This window comes from Alcanivorax sp. P2S70, assembly GCF_000475295.1.
In the GTDB taxonomy this organism is placed as follows: domain Bacteria; phylum Pseudomonadota; class Gammaproteobacteria; order Pseudomonadales; family Alcanivoracaceae; genus Alcanivorax; species Alcanivorax profundi.
On the sequence record NZ_AXBZ01000076.1, the window covers coordinates 1 to 20,198 of the forward strand.

The following is a 20,198-nucleotide window of genomic DNA, read 5'->3' on the forward strand; positions in this document are numbered from 1 at the left end:
AGCGTGCAGCTGTTGTGTCTTGTCTCGATGGTCAGGGTGGTGTCCTTTTCGAGAGGCAAGGCGCAGCAGATGTGCGCTTCAGGTCGCGCCCTCCGGGTCTTCCAGGCCGGCCCGCACTCGTTGTTGCATTTTCTCGACAGGCAACCAGCATGCCTTCAAAAATGCGCCTAGATTGCGAGCCGGCCTGAAAGACTGAGCACACAAGGAGTCATTTAGAGGCTCCTGAGCTACTATGCGATGTCATGCAGTTAATGGTCTTGTCGCGGAGGGCCAACAAATGGTGAGTTCGGGCCGTCCTTGGGGAAATGCCGGTGTTCCTGGCATTTATGTGGTGTTGCTCTATGACCTGTTGGTCTCGCTGGACCTTGATGCCCCCGCCTTGCTGGCGGGGTTGGGGGTCAGCCGGGATGAGTTGCTGGCGGTAGACCGGCGGGTATCCATGTCGCTGGCCCAGACGGTGGCGGAGCGTGGCGTGGAAATGGTGGGGGAGCGCGGTTTGGGGTTTCGCTATGCCCGGGCCATGAGTATTACCCTGCATGGGCCTGTGGGCCTGTTGGCGCTGTCCAGCGCCAGCGCCCAGGATGCACTGGATGCCGCCTGCCGTTTTCTCGGCTTGCGGGCCCCTTTTCTGGAAATTCATCAGGCCCGAAAAGGGGACTTTGCCCACCTGCAATTGCGCAGTACCCGCTCGTTGGGGATTGCTCATGACTTCATTATTGAGGCCATGCTGGTTGGGCTCGTGTTTATGGTCGAGCAGCTGCTGGAGACCTTGCCGGAGGGGACACTGATCCATCGGCAAGGTGCTGCCCCGGAGTGGCTGTCTGCGTTGAAAAAGGACGTGGGCGTGCCGGTGTTATTCGAGCAGTCCAGCGATGCGCTGATTTTCCCGTTGTCAGCGTTGGCGGCGCGGCCGCGGTTGGCTGACCCTCAAGTGGCTGCCATTGCCCGAGAGCAGTGTGAGATGCAATTTCGTCAATGGCGCACAGAAGAGGAAGGGGTGACCGCAGAGCGGATTCGCACCGCCTTGCAGGACCACCCGGCACCGCTGCCCTCACTGGAAGCCATGGCGGACCGGTTGGCGGTCTCTGCCCGAACCCTGAAGCGGCATTTGCAGCAGGCCGGGCTCAGCTATCGTCAGTTGCAGGATGAAGAGCGTTATCGGCAGGCGCAACGGTTGCTGGAAAAGCCTGATCTCAGTATCAGTGAGGTGGCTTACACGCTGGGCTACAGCGATGTGGCCAACTTCTCCAAGGCGTTCAAGCGCTGGAGTGGGGTGACCCCGAAGGGGTACCGAGACGGTGGGTGAGACGGCCTGACTGTGAGTCTTGCTGCATACCGTATGTCGGCTGAGGCAGGTTTTCAGGTAGGCTTCAATGAGAGGGGATTTCTATTTAGCTTTTTGAAAGTAAAGGTATTATTTAACTGAGTGCAATATTTTCCGTAAGCAAAGAAGTTAACAGTGAGACATATTTATATATTTGACTCATTTTGGCCGCTTTTGTAGCTTCCTTTGCCGTGACCTGGGGGTCACGAAATAACAAAGGAAGAGAAGTGGGCCGAACTCGGGCACTCGGGTACACGCATTGCGCCCCTTTTCCTCCACCTAGCCATCCCATGCTGGTGCGATCACGCACCTGGAGGATCAGCCATGCTGCAGCAAGCCGAGGGGGCGCCCTCATTTCTCCTGTTTCGTTTCTTTCTTCCGGTTTTTCTCCTGGCGTTGGTCGCCCCAGCCTGTGCTGCGTCGGATGCGTTGCTCGACAGTAAGCACGGAGGCTCTGCCCAGTGGGATTTCTGTTACGGCAAACCGGATAACACCCTCATGCCGGAAGATCCGCGCACTCTGGTGCAGCCCGGTATCAGTGATGGCCGCGCGGTGCACTTCAATGCCTACTGGAAAGAATGTCACCTCAATCCTGAGCTGGTGAAGGAGGAGGGGCACCCCACGACTTGTGGCGGCTTACGTCAACGTTTCTATCACGGTGAGGGGTTAATGGACACCGGCGGTCCGAACGTTGCTGCCTTGTTCGCAGGGCAGGATCCGACTCTACCCGAAGCGGGTTACGGCATGTCCACGTTCAGCGCTCAACAATTTAACCAGGTATGGCGGATCTGGGGAGGCTTTGCGTTCCGCCCGGATAATTTCGATCAGTTGGTTGCCGAGCGTTATGGTTCGGGCTTTGGCGACAGCCCCAATCCCTACCCTTTGCCCGGTGAAGACCCCAACCGTACTGATGGCGGTTCCGGCAAGTTGCCGGAGATGTTTACCCAGCTGCGCAACCCGGATGGGTCATGGAGTGGCCGTATCGGGGTGACCTGCCATGCTTGCCACAGCGGCGTGGCAGGTTCCCGCGAGGGAACGGGGCCAGGCGTGATCTACGGCGGTGGCAGCAGTCTTGCCGATCTGGATTTGTTGCTCCGCGACATGTTGCCGCTGGGCTACCCGGCGTCGATGGCCACCTTTGCCAACCTTAACCGCAGCCGTGGTACCAACAATGCCAGTGACATTAATCTGGCATTCCTGTTTCCGGATGAGGAGCCATTGACGCCAGCGGAAGTCATTGGCGTGATGAATTCCGGTTCCACGGCAGACATGGACACGCCAGCCTGGTGGAACATGGGGCATCGTCCGGTGAAATTTGTTGATGGGGTATTTCCCATGGATGCCGGTCGTGTGGACATGGTGTTCTACACCCCCTTCTTCGGGTTGTTTGGTGCGATGGGCGGACCGGTCAGTGAACGGGGGCAGGACTGGATGCGCGCCCACGGACCGGCGGTGAATACCTGGATCGAAGGGCTCAAATCACCGGAGTATCCCTATCCGGTCGATGACGCACTGGCACGGGAAGGGGCAGAGCTGTTCCATACCCTGGACATGTGGGCGCCGGAACGTAACAACGCCATTCCCCGTCCGCAAGGCAACGGTTCCTGTGCCGGTTGTCATGGTGCCTACGCCAAGCGGTATGCGGACGATCCTGATTTCCTGGCCACGCCGGAGCTGGAAGGCATGGCGGGCTACATTGTGCCCATGGATATTATCGGGACCGATCCGGTACGCCTGGAAACCAACAATGAGGCTGTCCAGCTAGCCGGGGCCAAAAATTTCTTCGGCTATCCTGCAACCCGTGGCACCAGCCAGGATTGTGGACCGCAAAATCAGGAGCGTCTTCGCGGTGACCGTGAGCCTGGTTATCTGGCTCCGCCTCTTTACGGCGTTTGGGCCTCTGCCCCGTACTTCCACAACGGTTCGGTCCCCAACGTCTGGGAAATTCTGGATCCCGCTGCCCGACAACCGCTGTGGCGGCGCCAATCTGCTCCGGCGCGCTGGGACCAGAAGGGCCGGGTAGTGATGGGCTATGACACGGATCTGGATCGCGCTTACGACCAGCAGCGACTTGGCTGGAAATACGAGACTGTGAAGTGCGAGCATCGGACCTGGTGGAATCCTGCGGTTACGCCGTATCTGAACTGTGATCCCAATGACGAAGAGAAAGACCCGCTGTTCGAGCAGATCATGTCTCGTTTGTATTCCAATCTGGTCCTGAGCTGGAACATCCTCAATCCGCCCACGCTGACCCGTGACCAGATGGAAGACCGCAAGATCTTCAACACTCACATGCACGGCAAGGGCAACGAGGGTCACGAGTTCAATGCCGTGCTGACAGATCACGAACGCCGGGCCATCGTGGAGTACCTGAAAACCCTGTAGGGGCGTTGCAGGTGGTCAACCCAAGGGCAGCGTTGGCTGCCCTTTTTGCGTTTAGTGTGAAACCCGGATTGGGAGGCGGTCTTGCCCTGACCGTCGGATTCCCTGTGATGCAACGCAGAGAGGCCGCCCCCATCGCTGGGGGCGGCCTCTCGTGACCGGCGCAATGCCAGTCCTGGGCAACGCGTTAACGGCAAACGCGTGCCGATCTGTGAGTCTTACTTGCTGCTTTCGTAAGCTTCAACAGACTTCAGGATCTCGGCCTTGGCGGCGTCAACGCCGTCCCAGCCGTCAACTTTCACCCATTTGCCTGCTTCGAGATCCTTGTAGTTCTCGAAGAAGTGTTTGATCTGGGCCAGCAGCAGCTCGGGCAGATCGTTGATGTCTTTCACGTTGTCGTACAGCTTGGTCAGCTTGGTGTGCGGTACGGCAACCAGCTTGGCATCCTTACCGGCTTCGTCGGTCATGTTCAGGATGCCAACCGGGCGGCAGCGGATTACGGAACCGGGAACCACCGGGTAAGGGGTGACAACCAGCACGTCCAGCGGGTCACCATCTTCGGACAGGGTGTTGGGGATGTAGCCGTAGTTGGCCGGGTAGAACATGGGAGTTGCCATGAAACGGTCGACGAATACGGCGTTGCTGTCTTTATCGATCTCGTACTTGATCGGGTCAGCGTTGGCCGGGATCTCGATGGCCACGTAAATGTCTTCCGGAATCTCTTTACCGGCGGGAACCTTAGCAAAATCCATGGTCTGTCCTTCTCAACAGGGTTGGTGGTGGGCGCGGATTATAGCAACGGCGAGGGCTCGCGGCTAATGGCCGAAGGTCGTAGCGGAGGAAGGAATGGGAATATGCTTATTCCGGTGCCAGTAGAGGGCACCGGAGTAAGAAAAAGGGCTTATTTGCTGGCTTGCCAGCCCGGGAAATTACCATCCAGAAGCTTCACATGCTTGAACCCGGCGTTTTCCAGTGTGGTGGCGGCCGCACTGGCGCGTCGGCCGGACTGGCAGTACAGCACGATCTCTTCCTTCTGGTACTTCTCAAGCATATCCAGATGGTGCTCAACGTTCTTTGCTGGCACCAGAATAGCACCAGGAATGTGTCCGGCCAGGTATTCGTCCTCATCGCGAACGTCGATGATGATCGGGGTGTTGCCGCTTTGCATCGCCTGTTTCAGCTCACTGATGCTGATGCTGTCTGCGGCCCACAGGGGGCCGGCGAGCAGCGCGCAGGTGATAACAAGGATCTGGATCAGTGACTTCATAGTTGTGACTCCTGTCGAAGGGTTTCCCATTCCTGCAGTTCCTCCCAGAGCTTGTCGGCGTCGCGAACCATACTGGCGATGGACGGTTTGGCGGCCGGGTTGGAGAAACTGGCGGCCAGCGCGCGGCTGGCACACTCATAAACAAACTCTTTTCGCTGCATTTCGGCAAGGGTCTTGTTCACGGTCTGGTCCTGATTTTTCTTTTCTTTGACATTAGCACCGACAAACCGGGTGCGATACCCCGGTGGACAGCATGTACACCAGTGACATTTGTGCTGTAACCCGCACAATACGCGCAGACCGTTTTTTCTGGAGCCAACGCCCATGTCCCTACACGAAATTCGCCACCCCCTCGTCAAGCACAAGCTGGGTTTGCTCCGTCAGCAGAGCCTGAGCACGCGCAGTTTTCGCCAGCTCACCGCGGAGGTGGGCAGCCTGCTGACCTATGAGGCGACCAGCGATCTCGAGCTGGAAGACTACAAGGTGGATACCTGGATGGGCCCGGCACCGGCCCAGCGAATCAAGGGAAAGAAGGTCACGGTAGTGCCGATTCTGCGTGCCGGCATTGGCATGCTCGACGGAGTGCTGGAATTGATTCCCAGTGCCAAGGTCAGTGTGGTGGGGGTGTATCGGGATGAGGAAACCCTGGAACCGGTGGCGTATTTCGAGAAGCTCGCCCATGACATTGATGAGCGGCTGGCGCTGGTGATCGACCCCATGCTGGCGACCGGCGGTTCTCTGGTGGCGTGCATCGACATGCTCAAGAAAGCCGGTTGCAAACAGATTCGTGCGTTGGTGCTGGTGGCAGCGCCAGAAGGTATCGAGAAGGTCACGGCGGCCCACCCGGATGTGGATATCTATACCGCGTCGGTGGATCAGGGACTGAATGACGCAGGCTATATCGTGCCCGGGCTTGGTGATGCCGGTGACAAGATCTTTGGCACGCGGTAACAGTCGGACGTGAATGGGAGAAAGGCATGAGCCAGGCGGGCGGTTTCTGGAACTGGAAAATCATCCTGATCGGAGCGCAAATGCTGTTTGTGGCGTTTGGCGCAATGGTGCTGATGCCGCTGTTGACCGGACTCGATCCCAGCGTGGCGCTGTTCACCGCAGGCTTGGGGACGCTGCTGTTTCAGTGGATTACCCGGCGTTCCATTCCGGTGTTTCTGGCTTCATCGTTTGTGTTTGTCGCGCCAATCTCCCATGGGGTAGAGCAGTGGGGCGTACCGGCAACTATGGGCGCGCTGCTGTGTACGGCGGTGGTGTATGTGATTCTGGGAGCGCTGGTGAAGTGGCGTGGCCCGGGGTTTCTGCACAAGCTGATGCCCCCGGTTGTCACGGGGCCAATCATCATGGTGATTGGTCTGAGCCTGGCGCCCACCGCGGTGAATTTCGCTATGGGCCTGTCCGGAAATGGCGAGACAGCGTTGTTTCCCTACGGTGAAGCATTGCTGGTGGCCATGATCTCCCTGCTTACCACGATGCTGGTGGCCACGCTGGGGCACGGGTTGTTCCGGCTGCTGCCTATTCTGTGCGGTGTGCTGACCGGTTATCTGACCGCCCTGTTCATGGGAATGGTGGATTTCTCTGCGGTGGGTCAGGCCAGCTGGCTGGCGGTGCCCACCTTTATTGCTCCCACCTTCTACTGGCCGGCGATTCTGTTCATGGTGCCGGTGGCGCTGGCCCCGGCGATTGAGCATGTGGGGGATGTGTTGGCAATCAGCAATGTCACCGGCAAGGACTATATTCGCAAGCCCGGTTTGCACCGCACCCTTACAGGGGACGGTGTCGCCAGCATGGCGGCGGCACTGTTTGGTGGGCCACCCAATACGACCTATTCCGAAGTGACGGGTGCTGTGATGCTGACCCGGGTGTTTAATCCGGTGGTGATGACCTGGACAGCCATCTTTGCCATTACTCTGGCCTTTATCGGCAAGTTCGGTTTGGTGTTGCAGAGCATTCCGACACCAGTGATGGGGGGCATCCTGATTCTGATGTTCGGCTCCATCGCCAGTGTGGGCATGAATACGCTGATCAAGGCGCAGGTCGATCTGCACGCTCAGCGCAATCTGGTGATCGTGGCGGTGACCCTGATCTTTGGAATTGGCGGTATGGTCATGGGTAATGGCGACTTTACCCTGCAGGGGATCAGCCTGTGTGGTTTGGTAGCGGTTATCCTGAATCAGGTGTTGCCGGCGGCACCGGAGCAGGCGGATGACCTGCACCAAGAGCAGGCCTTTGTCGACGATCTGCTGGATCATGCCCGGGAAAAGAAACAGCCATGAAATGGGCTCGCTGGCGTGAAAAAAGCAGACGCGGGCTCTGCGAGCGGGTGTGCCTTGCAGTACAATCGCCCTTACTCAACGGCAAGATTGAGCCAATCGCTTGATGAACCTGTCTTCCCCCATCGGTATTTTCGACTCCGGCATTGGCGGCCTGTCGGTTGCCCGGGCTGTGCGTGAGCGTTTGCCAGCGGAAGATATTCTTTATGTAGCAGATTCCTGTCATGCGCCTTACGGAGACAAGAGCGATGACTTTATCCGTGAACGTATGCATGCGATCACGGAGCTGTTGCTGAAATGTGGCGCAAGGGCGGTTGTGGTGGCCTGTAATACCGCCACCACCGCGGCGATCACTCAATTGCGCGACAGCTTTTCGGTGCCGATCATTGGCGTGGAGCCGGGTGTGAAGCCTGCGGTTGAAAACACGCGAAGTGGTGTGGTGGGTGTGCTTGCCACACCGAGAACCCTGCAAACCCATTCCTTTGAAAACCTGGCCGCACGTTTCAGCAGCAATGTGAAGTTGCTGGTGCAGCCCTGCCCGCGTCTGGTTCATCAGGTCGAAGCGCTGGATTTTGATGGCGCCGAGACGCGTGATCTGCTGCGGGAATACGTCTCCCCGTTGCTGGCGGAGAAGGCAGATACCCTTGTGCTGGGTTGTACTCATTACCATTTTCTGGCCGAGCAGATCGCCGCCGTGGCGGGGCCGGATGTGACCATCATCAGCACCCAGCAGGCCGTGGCCCGGGAAGTTGCACGGCGGTTGGAGCTGCACGGCTTGCTGACGGCAGGCGGGAGGGAAGGGCGGGCAGGGTTTGTTTCAACAGGCGACGAGACTCGCTTCAGAACACAGCTTGATACGCTGTGGGGTCCGGGTGGAATGATTTATCCCTTCCCTTGGTAGCGTTGGTTATTCGCTACTTTTACCCTTCGGGCCGTCCTGCAGGCGTTTGTTCGCTGCGGCGACTACCCAACTCCTTAAAATACAATTTTTACTACCGAACACACTGAGCGTTAAACCTTGTTTTCCTCTTTGAACTCGGGGTAATTTTTTCCTGGCTGGTGAACGCGTGGCGAGCAACGCACTTGCGGATAGGTTTACGTTCTGCGTTTAGTGGCAAGCCTGTCGTGGGGGGGCGCCGGACCTACGGCGTCACAGGATTGAACTGGTTTGGCGTATTGCCTTTTCCAGAGGGGGGCTAACGGCCCCAGGGCAAAAAAAGCCCCGCGGTGCGGGGCTTTTTTTGATAGCTTCGAGGGCATTTATACGTCGAAGACGTCGTTCAACTTCTTCGCCACCGGTGCCAGCTTGAGCTTGGCGAACTGGGGCAAACCATTCTTGTAAGGAGGGTAGGATTCGCCACCGATCAGCGGGGCCAGGTACTCGCGCGCTGACGGGGTGATGCCGAAACCATCTTTGCTGATGAACTTGCGCGGCATGGGCTTTTCCACGTTGGCGACTTTCTTCAGCGGGGCCTCACCGATGGTCCAGCTGTATTTCTTGGTCTTCTTGCGCTCAATGGTGGGCATCACCGCGTTCTTGCCGGCGACAGCAAATTCCACCGCAGCACGGCCGACCGCGTAGGCTTGCTCCATGTCGGTGGCAGAACCGATATGGCGGGCCGCCCGCTGCAGGTAGTCACTCACCGCCCAGTGGTATTTATAACCCAGCTCTGCTTTCACCATCTGCGCAATGACCGGCGCGACGCCACCCAGTTGTTTGTGGCCGAAGGCGTCGGTGGTGCCAGCGTCAGCCAGGAAGGTGCCGTCTTCATAACGGGCACCTTCGGAGACCACGATGACGCAGTAGCCCACTTTTTCAACGGTGGCCTGTACCTTCTTCATGAAGGCTGCCTTGTCGAAGGCGATTTCGGGGAACAGGATCAGATGCGGAGCATCGTCGTTCTCTTCCTTGGCCAGGCCCGCGGCGGCGGCGATCCAGCCTGCGTGACGGCCCATCACTTCCATGACGAACACCTTGGTGGAGGTGGCGCACATGCTGGCCACGTCCAGGGCGGCTTCACGGCAGCTCACGGCGGTGTATTTGGCGACGGAGCCAAAGCCCGGAGACACGTCGGTGAAAGGCAGGTCGTTGTCCACGGTCTTGGGGACGTGGATGGCCTGGATCGGGTAGCCCATTTTTTCTGACAGCTGGGAGACCTTCAGGCAGGTGTCAGCGGAATCGCCGCCACCGTTGTAAAAGAAATAGCCGATATTGTGCGCCTTGAAGACCTCGATCAGTCGCTCGTATTCGCGCTGGGAGGTTTTCAGGTCTTTCAGTTTGTAGCGACAGGAGCCAAACGCGCCACCGGGGGTGTACTTGAGCGCGTCAATGGCACTTTTGCTTTCTTTGCTGGTGTCGATCAGTTCTTCGGTGAGGGCACCGATAATGCCGTTGCGGCCGGCGTAAACCTTGCCGATGACATCTTTGTTCTCACGGGCGGCTTCGATCACGCCGGCAGCGGAGGCATTGATGACGGCGGTAACACCGCCAGACTGAGCGTAGAAAGCGTTTTTACGCGCCATGTGACAGACCCCTTGGTTCGATTTGTGGGCATTCTAGCGAAGGCAGGGCGGAAACACACCCGATGTTGTCGGACGAAGCAGCTTCGAGCCATGAGCTACGAGCTACGAAACGCGGGATAGCAAGCCATCAATCTGATTCGCTGTGCCCGCGAGCATAGGACACGGAAGGATCTGCACCTTGCGCTTTTAGCTTTTTCTGATGGCTCGTCGCTCATAGCTGGTAGCTGTTTTTCCCCCGCTCTGGAAGAATAGCGCCCCATGAATGCACTCATTACCTTGTTCTGGCGGTTAGCCATCTTTCGGGCCAGCCCGGAACACACACCCTATTCCCAGTCTGTGTTTGCGCTGGTGCTGTTGCTGTGGTCCGGCCTGCAGTTACTGGTTGGTCTGTTGCAGCAGGGCTTGCCTGCGTCATTGCTGCTGGGTAGCCAGTGGATTGCGTTGACCGTTTTGCTGGGTGGCACTTTCATGATGCTGGCCTTCAAGGGGCTCGGTGGGCGCTGGCTGCAGACGGCGACCTCTCTGGTGGGGGTGGATGTGGTGTTGTCGCTGGCCAATCTGCCGTTGTTGTTCAGTGGCTGGTTGTTCGGACCCGGCGCTGACTGGGTGCAGGTGTTTATTCTGCTGCTGGTGAGCTGGCAATTGGCCGCCCAGGCATTCATTTTTCATCGTGCCCTGAATGTGGGGCCTTTCCTGGGGTTGGGCATTGCCATGGCCTTGCTGGTGGCCAGCTATGGCAGCGTGGCGGTGCTGTTACCTGCGGTAATGGCCCCGGGGGGGTAGGAAATCGCCGCAAGCTACAAGGCGCGGCTTTACGCTACCGGATCGACGATGCTGTACCCACGATCATGGCGCTGTGGTTCGCGGGGAAAGCGTTCAAGGTGTGGCGAAACCGGCTCTCGTGTTGCAGCTTGAAGCTTGCCGCTGTCCTCAATACCGCGTCAGCAGCTGGATCACCATGGCGGCAGCAGCGGTGCGATTCTCCACGCCCAGCTTGCGAAAGATCTGTTCCAGATGCTTGTTTACCGTACGAGGACTCAGTTCCAGGATCTGGGCAATTTCCCGGTTGGTTTTGCCGTGGGCGATCCAGGCCAGCACCTGGGCTTCGCGTTGCGTCACGTGCAAGGCGGTTTTCAGCATCTCCAGTTCGGCATCACTGTCATGGTGCAGCAAACGGAAAAGGCGTTCGTGGTTTTCGGCCTGGCCGAGATAACGCACCTGCAGGTTGCCCGGCAGCTGGTTGAGTTGTTGTCCACGTTCCGGTTGGTGGCTCATCCACCGTTGAATCGCCTCGGCCAGCTGTTCGCGGGGAACGCCGGTCTTGTCCAGCAGCTGTTCCACTTGTGGTGTTGCCCAGCGCCATTCGCCTGCCGGGGTGGTAGAGAAGCTGGTCTGGCCCAGGCGGTCCAATGTGGTGTGGGCGCTTTGGGTCATGCGGGCGTTGTTCAGGTGGACGCGGATCCGGGCAATCAATTCGTCGGGGCGCACCGGTTTGGTCACGTAGTCGACGCCACCGGCTTCCAGGCCGCGAACCACATCTTCGCTTTCGGTCAGCCCGGTCATGAAAATCACCGGGACGGATGACAGGGAAGGGTGCTGTTTCAGCCGGCGGCAGGTTTCGAAACCGTCCAGGTTCGGCATGATGGCATCCATCAGAATCAGGTCCGGTGTCATCTTCTCGGCGATGCCCAGGGCCTGCTGGCCCTCCAGTGCGACCAGGGCGGTCAGCCCCGCCTGATCCAGTGCGTGATGAATCATGCCAAGGGAATCAGGGGAGTCGTCGACGACCAGAATCAGGTCTTTGCGTTGTTGGGCGGCGTTCATGCGGCAGTCTCCAGCAGGCGGATCACCGCCTGAAAATCAAACAGGGTCAATCGGGAATCCAGATCGCCGGCCAGGGCGGTGGGCAGTTGTCCCTTGGCTTTGGCTTCGTCCAGGCGCTCGCGCAGGGCGCTGAGGTGGCCAATCTCGGCCAGTGCCAGTAGCTCATCGCGTAGTGTCTGGTCGAGCAGGATCACCGGTTCTTCGGTAACAGGAATGCGTTTCTGCGGGGCGCTGTTTTGGTGTAGCCAGGTCAGGCCCAGTTGCCGGGCCAGGCAATCCACCAGCGCGTTCAACTTGAACGGCTTGGTGAGGTAATCATTGTGCAGCCCTTCCGGGATGTCTGGCTGGTTTTCGCGGGCGTTGCCCGACAGCATCACGATGGGCCCGCGGTAGCCCTGGCGGCGAATATGCTGGGCGGTTTCCCAGCCGCTCATGCCCGGCATGGAGATATCCATCAGGATCAGATCCGGGTTGATATGTCGCGCCAGTTGCATGCCGGTTTCCCCGTCCGGTGCTTCATTGAGCACAAAGCCCAGTGGCGTCAGCAGATCGCTGATCAGGCCGCGGTGAGAAGGGTCGTCATCGATAATCAGCAGGCTCTTTCGCTCACCGGTATAGCCGATCACCGGGCTGCGCTCCTGGTGGACGGGATCCGGGCCATTGAGGCGTGACAGCATCACAGAGAGGCGGAATTCACTGCCTTGCCCGGGTGTACTGCTGACCTGAATGTCGCCGCCCATGATATCGGCCAGTAGTTTGGTGATCGTCAGTCCCAGGCCGGTGCCGTGAACACTGGGAATACCGGGCTTTCGCACGCGCTCGAAGGGGCGGAAAATCCGCTGCAAGTCTTCCTCGTCGATGCCCACGCCGGTATCGGCAATGGAGAACTCGGCCACCTGGTTGCGATAGCGGAAGGTCAGGGTGACCTGTCCCTCGCGGGTAAACTTGATGGCATTGGAAAGCAGATTGATAAGAATCTGCCGTAGCCGTTTTTCATCGGTGGTAACCCAGCCGGGGATCGGGGTCTTGCTGCGGAATTCGAAGCCGATACCTTTTTCGGCCGCCTGTAACTGGAACATGGTGACCAGCTCGTCGATCAGTTCCGGGACGCAAACCTGATTGCGATACAGTTCCAGCCGACCGGCTTCAATCTTGGAAATTTCCAGCAAGCCTTCGATCAGATCTGACAGGTGCTCGGTACTGCGACGAATAGCGCCGATGGCATCGCGGCGGTTGTCCGGGATGGTGGGGTCCTGTTCCAGCAATTGTGCGTAACCGAAGGCTGCATTCAATGGCGAGCGCAGCTCATGGCTGAGACCGGTGAGATAGCGGCTCTTGGCCTGGTTGGCGGCCTCAGCAAGCTCTTTGGCTTTTTGCAGCTCCCGGTCAGTCTTTTCGTGGGCCTTGATTTCTTCCATCAGCATGCGTGTTTGTCGACGGCTTTCCTCCTGGGCCACCACCCGGCTTTCGTGGGCCAGCACGAACAGCCAGGCCACCACGCCGCTGATGATGATGAGAATGGCAAACACCTTGATCAGCGTGTCAGCCATCAGCGCTTGAACGTGGGGATCGCTGACCGGAATCTGGTAATACACCAGTGACAGCAGGCCGCTCATGATCAGTGTGATGGCAACCAGCAGACCGAGGAAGTGGCCCATGCGTGACCGCAGTGGTCGAATCATGGTGTCCGGTAACAGGCCGCCGAGCCATTCCATCATTTGTTCGGAAAAACGTGCGTTGGTTTTGCAGCTGTCGTTGCAGCGGGCATCCAGCGAACAGCACAGGGAGCAGATCGGCCCGTTATAGGCCGGGCAGAAGGCCATGTCTTCACGATCAAAGGTGTGCTCGCAGATACAGCAGGCGTGGCCCTCCAGCTCCCGGGTGGAATCCGGGGTGCGGGCAATGTAATAGCGGCTGCGGGTAAGGAGCGCCAGCAGGGGGGTGGTAACGAAGGTGCTGGCCAGGGCAATGAAGGACGCAAGGGCCTCCGGTGTGGCGCCCCACAGGCCGGTCTTGGCGGTCAGGCCGATCCCGGTGGCAATGAGCATGGAGCCAAAACCCACCGGGTTGAGGTCATAGAGGTAGGCCCGTTTGAATTCGATGTGTTTGGGGCTGAGCCCCAGCGGCTTGTTGATGACCAGATCCGCGACCAGCGCTCCCATCCAGCCCACGGCCACCAGCGCATAACTGCCAAGGATGGATTCAAAGGCTCGATAGATACCGATTTCCATCAGCACCAGGGCAATCACGACATTGAAGACCAGCCAGACCACCCGGCCCGGGTGACTGTGGGTTAGCCGCGAGAAAAAATTGGACCAGGCAATGGAGCCGGCGTAGGCATTGGTGACGTTGATCTTGAGCTGGGAAAGGATGACGAAAATTCCGGCCAGCGCCAGCAGAAAGGTGGGGTTGGTGGTCACATGACTGAAAGCCACCAGGTACATGTGCATGGGTTCCTGGGCTTGTTCCAGCGGCAGGCCATGGTAAAAGGCGAGCACGGCCAGAAAGGAGCCGGCCAATACCTTAAGGCCGCCAATCACCGTCCAGCCTGGCCCGCCGCACAGCAGCGCCAGCCACCAGCGCGCCCGGTTGCCCTTGCGCGATTCGGGCATGAAGCGAAGAAAATCCACCTGCTCGCCAATCTGGGCTACCAGTGAAAACAGCACCGTGGCGCCGGCCCCGAACATGATCAGGTTGAAATGGCCGCCATCGTTGTTAAGCCCTTCAAAGGCGGTCCAGCGCGGTAAGGTTGAGGGGTCCTGAAACAGAATGAACACGAACGGCAGCAGTTGCAGCAGCACCCACAGGGGCTGGGTCCATAACTGGAAGCGGGTGAGGGTGGTGATGCCATGGATGACCAGTGGAATCGCCACCAGAGAGCTGATCAGGTACCCGATCGTGAGGGGAATGCCAAACAGGATCTCCAGTGCCATGGCCATGATGGCCGCCTCCAGGGCAAAGAAGATAAAGGTGAACGAGGCGTAGATCAGTGAGGTGAGCGTGGAGCCCAGGTAGCCGAAGCCCGCGCCGCGAGTCAGCAGATCGATATCCACCCCGTAGCGGGCGGCGTAGTAACTCACCGGCAGGCCAAGCAAAAAGATCACCGCCATCACCGCCACGCAGGCCGCCATGGCGTTGATGAAGCCGTAGTTGAGCGTCATGGCGCCGCCAATGGCTTCCAGCGCCAGAAAGGTCACTGCGCCAATGGCGGTGCCGGCCACCCGGCCGGCAGACCAGCGCCGGGCGCCCTTGCCGGTAAAACGCAGGGCAAAGTCTTCCAGGGTCTGGTTTGCCACCCACTGGTTGTAGCTTCGGCGTACGCGAAATATGCGCTGTTCAATGGCCATAGGGGGACCCGGTTCGGCAGCGGAAATCCCTGTCGCGGACGCCGTGTACATGTGCAAGCAGGCCATCATGGCCTGCGCAGCCCCCGGAAAACGGGGCATCTGGCAATGCTCTGAATTGATGCATATTCCATGCCCGTTTATTTACTTCGCGCCTGAGCATAGGTGGCTTTGGGTGGCCCCGGTATGCGTCAAATGACGTACCTCGATGGCGCAATCTCCGAATGGGAGGCAGGGGGGCAGATTTCCATACTCGTTGGCGAGGGAAACGACGTGCTTCCCGTGACATTCGCTGATGAGGGGTACACCAATGAAATTGAGCAAAACCCGTTCTGCTAACCAACGGTCGTCCTGGACGCGCCGTCACCTGCTGGGGGGGCTGATGGCGTTACCTGCGCTGTTTGCCTTGTCCAATTCCGCACTGGCGGACGCTGCCAATACCACCGGGCTGGCGGTGACCGACGACACGGTGAAGGTAGGTATCCTGCACTCCATCACCGGCACCATGGCGATCAGTGAGACCGGTTCTGTGCAGGCCGAGAAGCTGGCCATCGAACAGATCAACGCCTCCGGGGGTGTACTCGGTCGCCAGATCGAATATATCCAGGAAGATGGCGCCAGTGACTGGCCTACCTTCGCTGAGAAATCCCGCAAGCTGCTGGTGAACGACAAGGTGGCCGCCGTGTTCGGTTGCTGGACTTCCGCTTCCCGTAAAGCGGTACTGCCGGTGTTCGAGCAATACAACGGCATGCTGTATTACCCGACGTTCTACGAAGGTCTGGAACAGTCACCCAACGTGATCTACACCGGTCAGGAGGCGACTCAGCAGATTCTGGCAAGCATCGACTGGTTGGCCAAAGAGAAGGGTGCCAAGACTTTCTACCTGCTCGGCTCTGACTATATCTGGCCGCGTACCTCCAACAAGATTGCCCGCAAGCACATCGACAAGCTGGGCCTGAAAGTGGTGGGTGAAGAGTACTACCCACTGGGTCACACCCAGTTCAACTCCGTGATCAACAAGATCAAGTTGAAGAAGCCTGATGTGATCTTTGCTTCTGTGGTGGGCGGTTCCAACGTGGCCTTCTACAAGCAGATGAAAGCCGCCGGTGTCGATCTCACCAAAGAGAAGCCGCTGCTGATGACCATCTCGGTAACCGAAGATGAAATCCTGGGTATTGGCGGTGAAAACGTGGAAGGTGCCTACGCCTCCATGAAGTACTTCCAGAGCCTGACCAACTCCAACAACGAAGCCTTCGTGAAAGCGTTCAAGGAACGCTGGGGCGATGACATCGTGATTGGTGACGTGACCCAGGCGGCTTACCTCGGCCCCTGGCTGTGGAAAGCTGCGGTGGAAAAAGCCGGCTCTTTCGATATCGAAAAAGTGCAGGCCGCTTCTCCCGGCATCGAGCTGACCACTGCGCCTGAAGGTTATGTGCGCATTCACGAGAACCATCACCTGTGGTCCAAGGCACGAATCGGCCAGGCCCAGACTGATGGTCAGTACAAAGTGATCTACGAAACGGAAGACCTGATGGAGCCGGATCCGTTCCCGGAAGGTTACCAGTAAGCACTTGCGTTAACCGGCGCCCAAGTTTGATCGGGCGTCGGCCTTTCCTTTCCTGACCTGTTTTTTTGTCTTGCCGCTTTACCTAATCACAGTACGCCAATCACTGTTCGGGAGTACCTGCCATGTTCGCTGACTACACCATGACGGAGTTGACCTCGATCTTCGCCATGCAGGGATTTGCCGGCCTGTCGCTGTTTTCCATCTTTGTGCTGATGGCGCTGGGGCTGGCCATTATTTTTGGGCAAATGGGCGTGATCAACATGGCCCATGGTGAGTTCATGATTCTGGGTGCCTACACCACGTATCTGACTGCCCAGGTGTTTGAAAGTGTTATGCCCGGTTTATACGGGGGTTATTTCTTTGTGGCCATGATATTGGCCTTTGTCGTCACCTTTGCACTGGGGGCATTGGTGGAATGGTTGATGATACGGCATCTCTATCATCGCCCCCTGGATACCTTGCTGGCCACCTGGGGCCTGAGTCTGATTCTTCAACAGACCTACCGCAGTGTGTTCGGCGCCCGTGAAGTGGGGGTTAGCCTGCCGGACTGGATGATGGGCTCCATTGCTGTCACGGATCTGGTGGAGATCCCCATCAACGGATTGTTTGTGATGGTGCTGTCGTTGCTGATCGCCTTCGCCGTTTACCTGCTGATGTTCCGTTCCGGTTGGGGCCGTCAGGTGCGCGCCGTGGTGCAGAACCGTCCCATGGCCGAAGCTGTGGGTATCGACAGTGGCCGGGTTGACCGGGTCACCTTCGCGTTGGGTTGCGGCATCGCCGGTGTGGCGGGTAGCGCCTTTACCATGATTGGTTCCACCGGCCCGACCTCTGGTCAGCTGTATATCGTCGATACCTTCCTGGTGGTGGTGTTCGGTGGCGCCCAGAGTCTGCTTGGCACCATTGCTTCTGCCTTCACCATTTCCCAGGCCCAGTCCACCATGGAGTTCTTCCTGAGTGGTTCCATGGCCAAGGTTCTGACCCTGCTGTTTGTGGTCGGCATTCTGATGCTGCGCCCGCAAGGTCTGTTCGCCCTGAAAGTGCGTCGCTAGGAGGCTGCCATGAAAGCAAATCTGTTCATCGAATGGTTGAAGTCCCGCGAGGGCATCTACTATGTGCTGCTGGCGCTGCTGCTGGTAGTGGTCTTCCCGCTGGCACTGGATTCTTTCCGCCTCAACATGGTCGGCAAGTACCTGACCTATGCCTTCGCGGCCATGGGACTGGTGTTGTGCTGGGGCCGCAGTGGCATTCTCAGCCTGGGGCAGGGGATCTTCTTCGGCCTGGGCGGTTACTGCATGGCCATGTTCCTCAAGCTGGAAGCGTCCAGCCCGGAGAACACCGCCATTCAGTCCACCCCGGGGATTCCTGACTTCATGGACTGGAACCAGCTCACCGCGCTGCCGTGGTTCTGGGAACCCTTCCACAGCTTTTCCTTCACCCTGATTGCGGTGCTGGCGGTACCCGCCTTGCTGGCCTTCATCATTGCGGTGGCCATGTTCAAGCGCCGTGTGGGTGGCGTGTACTTCGCCATCATCACCCAGGCCATTGCCGCCATCCTGACCATTCTGATCATCGGTCAGCAGGGCTTCACTGGCGGAGTCAACGGGATTACCGATCTGCGTACCCTGATGGGCTGGGATATCCGCACGGATGAAGCCAAGACACTGCTCTACTTCGTGTGTGTGGGCATGCTGTTTGTCTGCCTGATCGTGGGTGCCTGGGTGATGCGCAGCAAGCTTGGCCGCATTCTGCTGGCCATGCGTGACCAGGAAGACCGGGTGCGATTCTCCGGTTATGACGTGGCGTCCTTCAAGATCTTTGTGTTCTGTCTGGCGGCCATGTTTGCCGGTGTCGGTGGTGCCATGTTCACCCTGCAGGTGGGTTTCATGTCTCCGTCGTTCGTGGGCATCGTGCCGTCCATCGAAATGGTGATCCTGTGCGCGGTGGGTGGCCGCAACTCCCTGCTGGGTGCCATCTACGGTGCACTGATTGTGAATGCCGCCAAGACCTTCTTCTCTGAGTCTTTCCCGGAACTGTGGCTGTACGGCCTGGGCGTGCTGTTTATCGCTGTGGTACTGGCCTTCCCGGATGGTCTTGCCGGTCTCTATCGCCGCTATGTGATGCCGCTGGAAAGCAAACTGCCGGCCATGCTGCGCCGTGGCAATGCTGAAGCACAAACCCTGCCTGTGGAGGAAGCCAAATGAGCCCGAGTAAACAAGATTTCATTCTTGCGGTAGAAGGGTTGACGGTGTCTTTCGATGGCTTCAAGGCCGTGAATGATCTGTCCCTGTACCTGGAGCCAAAGGAAATTCGCGTAATCATCGGCCCTAATGGGGCGGGCAAGACCACGGTGCTGGATCTGATCTGCGGCAAGACCAAGGCCACGGACGGCTCCATCAAGTTCCAGGGGAAAGAGCTGACCAAGATGAGCGAGCACAACATTGTTCGCGCCGGGGTCGGGCGCAAATTCCAGAACCCGTCCATCTATGAAGATCTCACTGTGTTTGAAAACCTGGAAGTGTCCTACCCCGCCGGACGGTCGGTGATCGGTGCGCTGGCCTTCAAGCGAGATGCTGCGGTAATTGAAGCGGTGGAGGAAGTGGCAGAAACCATCTTCCTCACCGACATGTTGCATCAGGAAGCCGCTCTGCTTAGCCATGGCCAGAAGCAGTGGTTGGAGATCGGCATGCTGCTGATCCAGAAGCCGGATCTGTTGATGCTGGATGAGCCAGTGGCGGGCATGTCTGTGGCGGAGCGGAAAAAAACCGCCGAGCTGCTGCGGGTGATTACCGAGAACCACACCGTGCTGGTGATCGAGCACGACATGCAGTTTGTCGGTGATATTGCCGACCGGGTGACGGTGATGCATCAGGGCAAGGTGTTGTCCGAAGGCTCCATTGATCACGTCAAGCAGGATCCAAAAGTCATCGAAGTTTATCTGGGACACTGACGCTGAGGCGAGGTACTGACTATGTTGAATGTATCGAATCTGCAGGTGGCTTACGGCCAAAGCACCATCATCAGCGACATGAACCTGAACATCGCCGAGAACGAAATCGTGGCGGTGGTAGGGCGCAACGGCATGGGCAAGACCACGCTGATGAAATCCCTGATCGGAATGGAAAAAATGCGTGGTGGCACCGCGCAACTTGATGGCCAGGATCTGACCGGACTGAAAAGTTTTCAGCGGGTGAAAGCCGGGCTCGGTTTTGTGCCCCAGGGGCGAATGATCTTCCCGACCCTGACGGTGAAAGAAAACATTGAAACCGGGCTGGCGGCGGTGGGTGAAAAGAAAGTGCCGGAAGATCTGTATGAACTGTTTCCGGTACTGAAAGAAATGCAGAACCGTCGCGGCGGTAACCTGTCCGGCGGTCAGCAGCAACAGTTGGCCATTGCCCGGGCGCTGGCAACCCGGCCCAAGGTGCTGTTGCTGGATGAACCCACTGAAGGGATTCAGCCTTCCATCATCAAGGACATGGCGAAAACCCTGAAACGTATCCGTGACGAACGTGGCCTGTCCATTGTGGTGTCCGAGCAGGTGCTGAGTTTTGTGATGGATGTGGCCGACCGCATTCTGGTGATCGAGAAAGGCAAGATCGTTCATGAAGAAAGTGGCGACGACGTGAACCAGGAAAAAATTGCTGCGTATCTGGCGGTGTAACCCCGCCCGTTTTTTGAACCCATTTTC

Annotated in this window: 17 protein-coding genes; 11 read left to right on the plus strand and 6 right to left on the minus strand. The window is 58.3% G+C overall.

Annotated elements, in window-relative coordinates:
* The first annotated feature begins 277 nt into the window (after nucleotides 1-277).
* Nucleotides 278-1,306, plus strand: a complete 1,029-nt coding sequence (locus Q672_RS32810; protein WP_022986783.1) for a helix-turn-helix domain-containing protein — start codon at nucleotides 278-280, stop codon at nucleotides 1,304-1,306.
* A 342-nt stretch (nucleotides 1,307-1,648) separates the two neighbouring features.
* Nucleotides 1,649-3,709 (plus strand): rubber dioxygenase RoxB, encoded by a 2,061-nt coding sequence (roxB, locus tag Q672_RS32815; RefSeq protein WP_022986784.1) that lies wholly within the window; start codon nucleotides 1,649-1,651, stop codon nucleotides 3,707-3,709.
* Between the two features lie 215 nt (nucleotides 3,710-3,924).
* Here the strand turns inward: roxB and ppa are convergent, their stop codons facing one another.
* From ppa to Q672_RS32830, 3 genes are all read right to left on the minus strand, one after another.
* The gene (gene ppa, locus Q672_RS32820) at nucleotides 3,925-4,458 is read right to left on the minus strand and encodes an inorganic diphosphatase (protein WP_022986785.1); all 534 of its coding nucleotides are present in this window, start codon (nucleotides 4,456-4,458) and stop codon (nucleotides 3,925-3,927) included.
* 149 nt (nucleotides 4,459-4,607) lie between these two features.
* Nucleotides 4,608-4,973 carry a rhodanese-like domain-containing protein gene (locus Q672_RS32825; protein WP_022986786.1) on the minus strand — a complete coding sequence of 122 codons (366 nt, stop codon included), beginning with the start codon at nucleotides 4,971-4,973 and terminating at the stop codon, nucleotides 4,608-4,610.
* Nucleotides 4,970-5,155 (minus strand): hypothetical protein, encoded by a 186-nt coding sequence (locus Q672_RS32830; RefSeq protein ID WP_022986787.1) that lies wholly within the window; start codon nucleotides 5,153-5,155, stop codon nucleotides 4,970-4,972. Before Q672_RS32830 ends, Q672_RS32825 begins: the two co-directional genes overlap by 4 nt.
* Nucleotides 5,156-5,297: 142 nt before the next feature.
* Between Q672_RS32830 and upp the strand changes: the two genes are divergently transcribed.
* The 3 genes from upp to murI all read left to right on the plus strand — a co-directional run bounded on the left by upp (nucleotide 5,298) and on the right by murI (nucleotide 8,156).
* Nucleotides 5,298-5,924 (plus strand): uracil phosphoribosyltransferase, encoded by a 627-nt coding sequence (gene upp, locus Q672_RS32835; protein ID WP_022986788.1) that lies wholly within the window; start codon nucleotides 5,298-5,300, stop codon nucleotides 5,922-5,924.
* 26 nt (nucleotides 5,925-5,950) lie between these two features.
* Nucleotides 5,951-7,258, plus strand: a complete 1,308-nt coding sequence (locus Q672_RS32840; protein ID WP_022986789.1) for a uracil-xanthine permease family protein — start codon at nucleotides 5,951-5,953, stop codon at nucleotides 7,256-7,258.
* Between the two features lie 103 nt (nucleotides 7,259-7,361).
* Nucleotides 7,362-8,156, plus strand: a complete 795-nt coding sequence (gene murI / locus Q672_RS32845; protein ID WP_022986790.1) for a glutamate racemase — start codon at nucleotides 7,362-7,364, stop codon at nucleotides 8,154-8,156.
* Nucleotides 8,157-8,515: 359 nt separating this feature from the next.
* On the opposite strand, the gene Q672_RS32850 is transcribed toward murI, so the two are convergent.
* Nucleotides 8,516-9,778, minus strand: coding sequence for a 6-phosphofructokinase (locus Q672_RS32850; RefSeq protein ID WP_022986791.1), 1,263 nt, complete (start codon nucleotides 9,776-9,778; stop codon nucleotides 8,516-8,518).
* Nucleotides 9,779-10,036: 258 nt separating this feature from the next.
* Here Q672_RS32850 and Q672_RS32855 point away from each other — a divergent pair, with 258 nt between their 5' ends.
* A complete protein-coding gene (locus Q672_RS32855; RefSeq protein WP_022986792.1) occupies nucleotides 10,037-10,561 on the plus strand; it encodes a hypothetical protein in 525 nt (174 codons plus the stop codon).
* A 147-nt stretch (nucleotides 10,562-10,708) separates the two neighbouring features.
* On the opposite strand, the gene Q672_RS32860 is transcribed toward Q672_RS32855, so the two are convergent.
* The gene (locus Q672_RS32860) at nucleotides 10,709-11,602 is read right to left on the minus strand and encodes a response regulator transcription factor (RefSeq protein ID WP_022986793.1); all 894 of its coding nucleotides are present in this window, start codon (nucleotides 11,600-11,602) and stop codon (nucleotides 10,709-10,711) included.
* Nucleotides 11,599-14,949, minus strand: a complete 3,351-nt coding sequence (locus Q672_RS32865; protein WP_031227144.1) for a hybrid sensor histidine kinase/response regulator — start codon at nucleotides 14,947-14,949, stop codon at nucleotides 11,599-11,601. Before Q672_RS32865 ends, Q672_RS32860 begins: the two co-directional genes overlap by 4 nt.
* Nucleotides 14,950-15,256: 307 nt before the next feature.
* On the opposite strand from Q672_RS32865, the gene urtA reads away from it, so the two are divergent.
* The 5 genes from urtA (at nucleotide 15,257) to urtE (ending at nucleotide 20,171) form a co-directional block, all read left to right on the plus strand.
* Nucleotides 15,257-16,513 (plus strand): urea ABC transporter substrate-binding protein, encoded by a 1,257-nt coding sequence (gene urtA / locus Q672_RS32870; RefSeq protein ID WP_031227146.1) that lies wholly within the window; start codon nucleotides 15,257-15,259, stop codon nucleotides 16,511-16,513.
* A 122-nt stretch (nucleotides 16,514-16,635) separates the two neighbouring features.
* Nucleotides 16,636-17,562: an urea ABC transporter permease subunit UrtB gene (urtB, locus tag Q672_RS32875; RefSeq protein ID WP_022986797.1), complete on the plus strand. Its 927-nt coding sequence runs from the start codon at nucleotides 16,636-16,638 to the stop codon at nucleotides 17,560-17,562.
* A 9-nt stretch (nucleotides 17,563-17,571) separates the two neighbouring features.
* Nucleotides 17,572-18,714 (plus strand): urea ABC transporter permease subunit UrtC, encoded by a 1,143-nt coding sequence (gene urtC, locus Q672_RS32880; RefSeq protein ID WP_022986798.1) that lies wholly within the window; start codon nucleotides 17,572-17,574, stop codon nucleotides 18,712-18,714.
* On the plus strand, nucleotides 18,711-19,460 hold the full coding sequence (gene urtD, locus Q672_RS32885; protein ID WP_022986799.1) for an urea ABC transporter ATP-binding protein UrtD: 750 nt from the start codon (nucleotides 18,711-18,713) through the stop codon (nucleotides 19,458-19,460). The genes urtC and urtD overlap by 4 nt, the downstream gene beginning before the upstream one ends.
* A gap of 21 nt (nucleotides 19,461-19,481) precedes the next feature.
* Nucleotides 19,482-20,171, plus strand: coding sequence for an urea ABC transporter ATP-binding subunit UrtE (gene urtE, locus Q672_RS32890; protein WP_022986800.1), 690 nt, complete (start codon nucleotides 19,482-19,484; stop codon nucleotides 20,169-20,171).
* Nucleotides 20,172-20,198: the final 27 nt, after the last annotated feature.

Coding starts and splice junctions, on each gene's coding strand:
- Q672_RS32810 (WP_022986783.1), top strand. CDS start 278: ATGGTGAGTTCGGGCCGTCCTTGGGGAAATGCCGGTGTTCCTGGCATT.
- roxB (WP_022986784.1), top strand. CDS start 1,649: ATGCTGCAGCAAGCCGAGGGGGCGCCCTCATTTCTCCTGTTTCGTTTC.
- ppa (WP_022986785.1), bottom strand. CDS start 4,458: ATGGATTTTGCTAAGGTTCCCGCCGGTAAAGAGATTCCGGAAGACATT.
- Q672_RS32825 (WP_022986786.1), bottom strand. CDS start 4,973: ATGAAGTCACTGATCCAGATCCTTGTTATCACCTGCGCGCTGCTCGCC.
- upp (WP_022986788.1), top strand. CDS start 5,298: ATGTCCCTACACGAAATTCGCCACCCCCTCGTCAAGCACAAGCTGGGT.
- Q672_RS32840 (WP_022986789.1), top strand. CDS start 5,951: ATGAGCCAGGCGGGCGGTTTCTGGAACTGGAAAATCATCCTGATCGGA.
- murI (WP_022986790.1), top strand. CDS start 7,362: ATGAACCTGTCTTCCCCCATCGGTATTTTCGACTCCGGCATTGGCGGC.
- Q672_RS32850 (WP_022986791.1), bottom strand. CDS start 9,778: ATGGCGCGTAAAAACGCTTTCTACGCTCAGTCTGGCGGTGTTACCGCC.
- Q672_RS32855 (WP_022986792.1), top strand. CDS start 10,037: ATGAATGCACTCATTACCTTGTTCTGGCGGTTAGCCATCTTTCGGGCC.
- Q672_RS32860 (WP_022986793.1), bottom strand. CDS start 11,602: ATGAACGCCGCCCAACAACGCAAAGACCTGATTCTGGTCGTCGACGAC.
- Q672_RS32865 (WP_031227144.1), bottom strand. CDS start 14,949: ATGGCCATTGAACAGCGCATATTTCGCGTACGCCGAAGCTACAACCAG.
- urtA (WP_031227146.1), top strand. CDS start 15,257: ATGAAATTGAGCAAAACCCGTTCTGCTAACCAACGGTCGTCCTGGACG.
- urtB (WP_022986797.1), top strand. CDS start 16,636: ATGTTCGCTGACTACACCATGACGGAGTTGACCTCGATCTTCGCCATG.
- urtC (WP_022986798.1), top strand. CDS start 17,572: ATGAAAGCAAATCTGTTCATCGAATGGTTGAAGTCCCGCGAGGGCATC.
- urtD (WP_022986799.1), top strand. CDS start 18,711: ATGAGCCCGAGTAAACAAGATTTCATTCTTGCGGTAGAAGGGTTGACG.
- urtE (WP_022986800.1), top strand. CDS start 19,482: ATGTTGAATGTATCGAATCTGCAGGTGGCTTACGGCCAAAGCACCATC.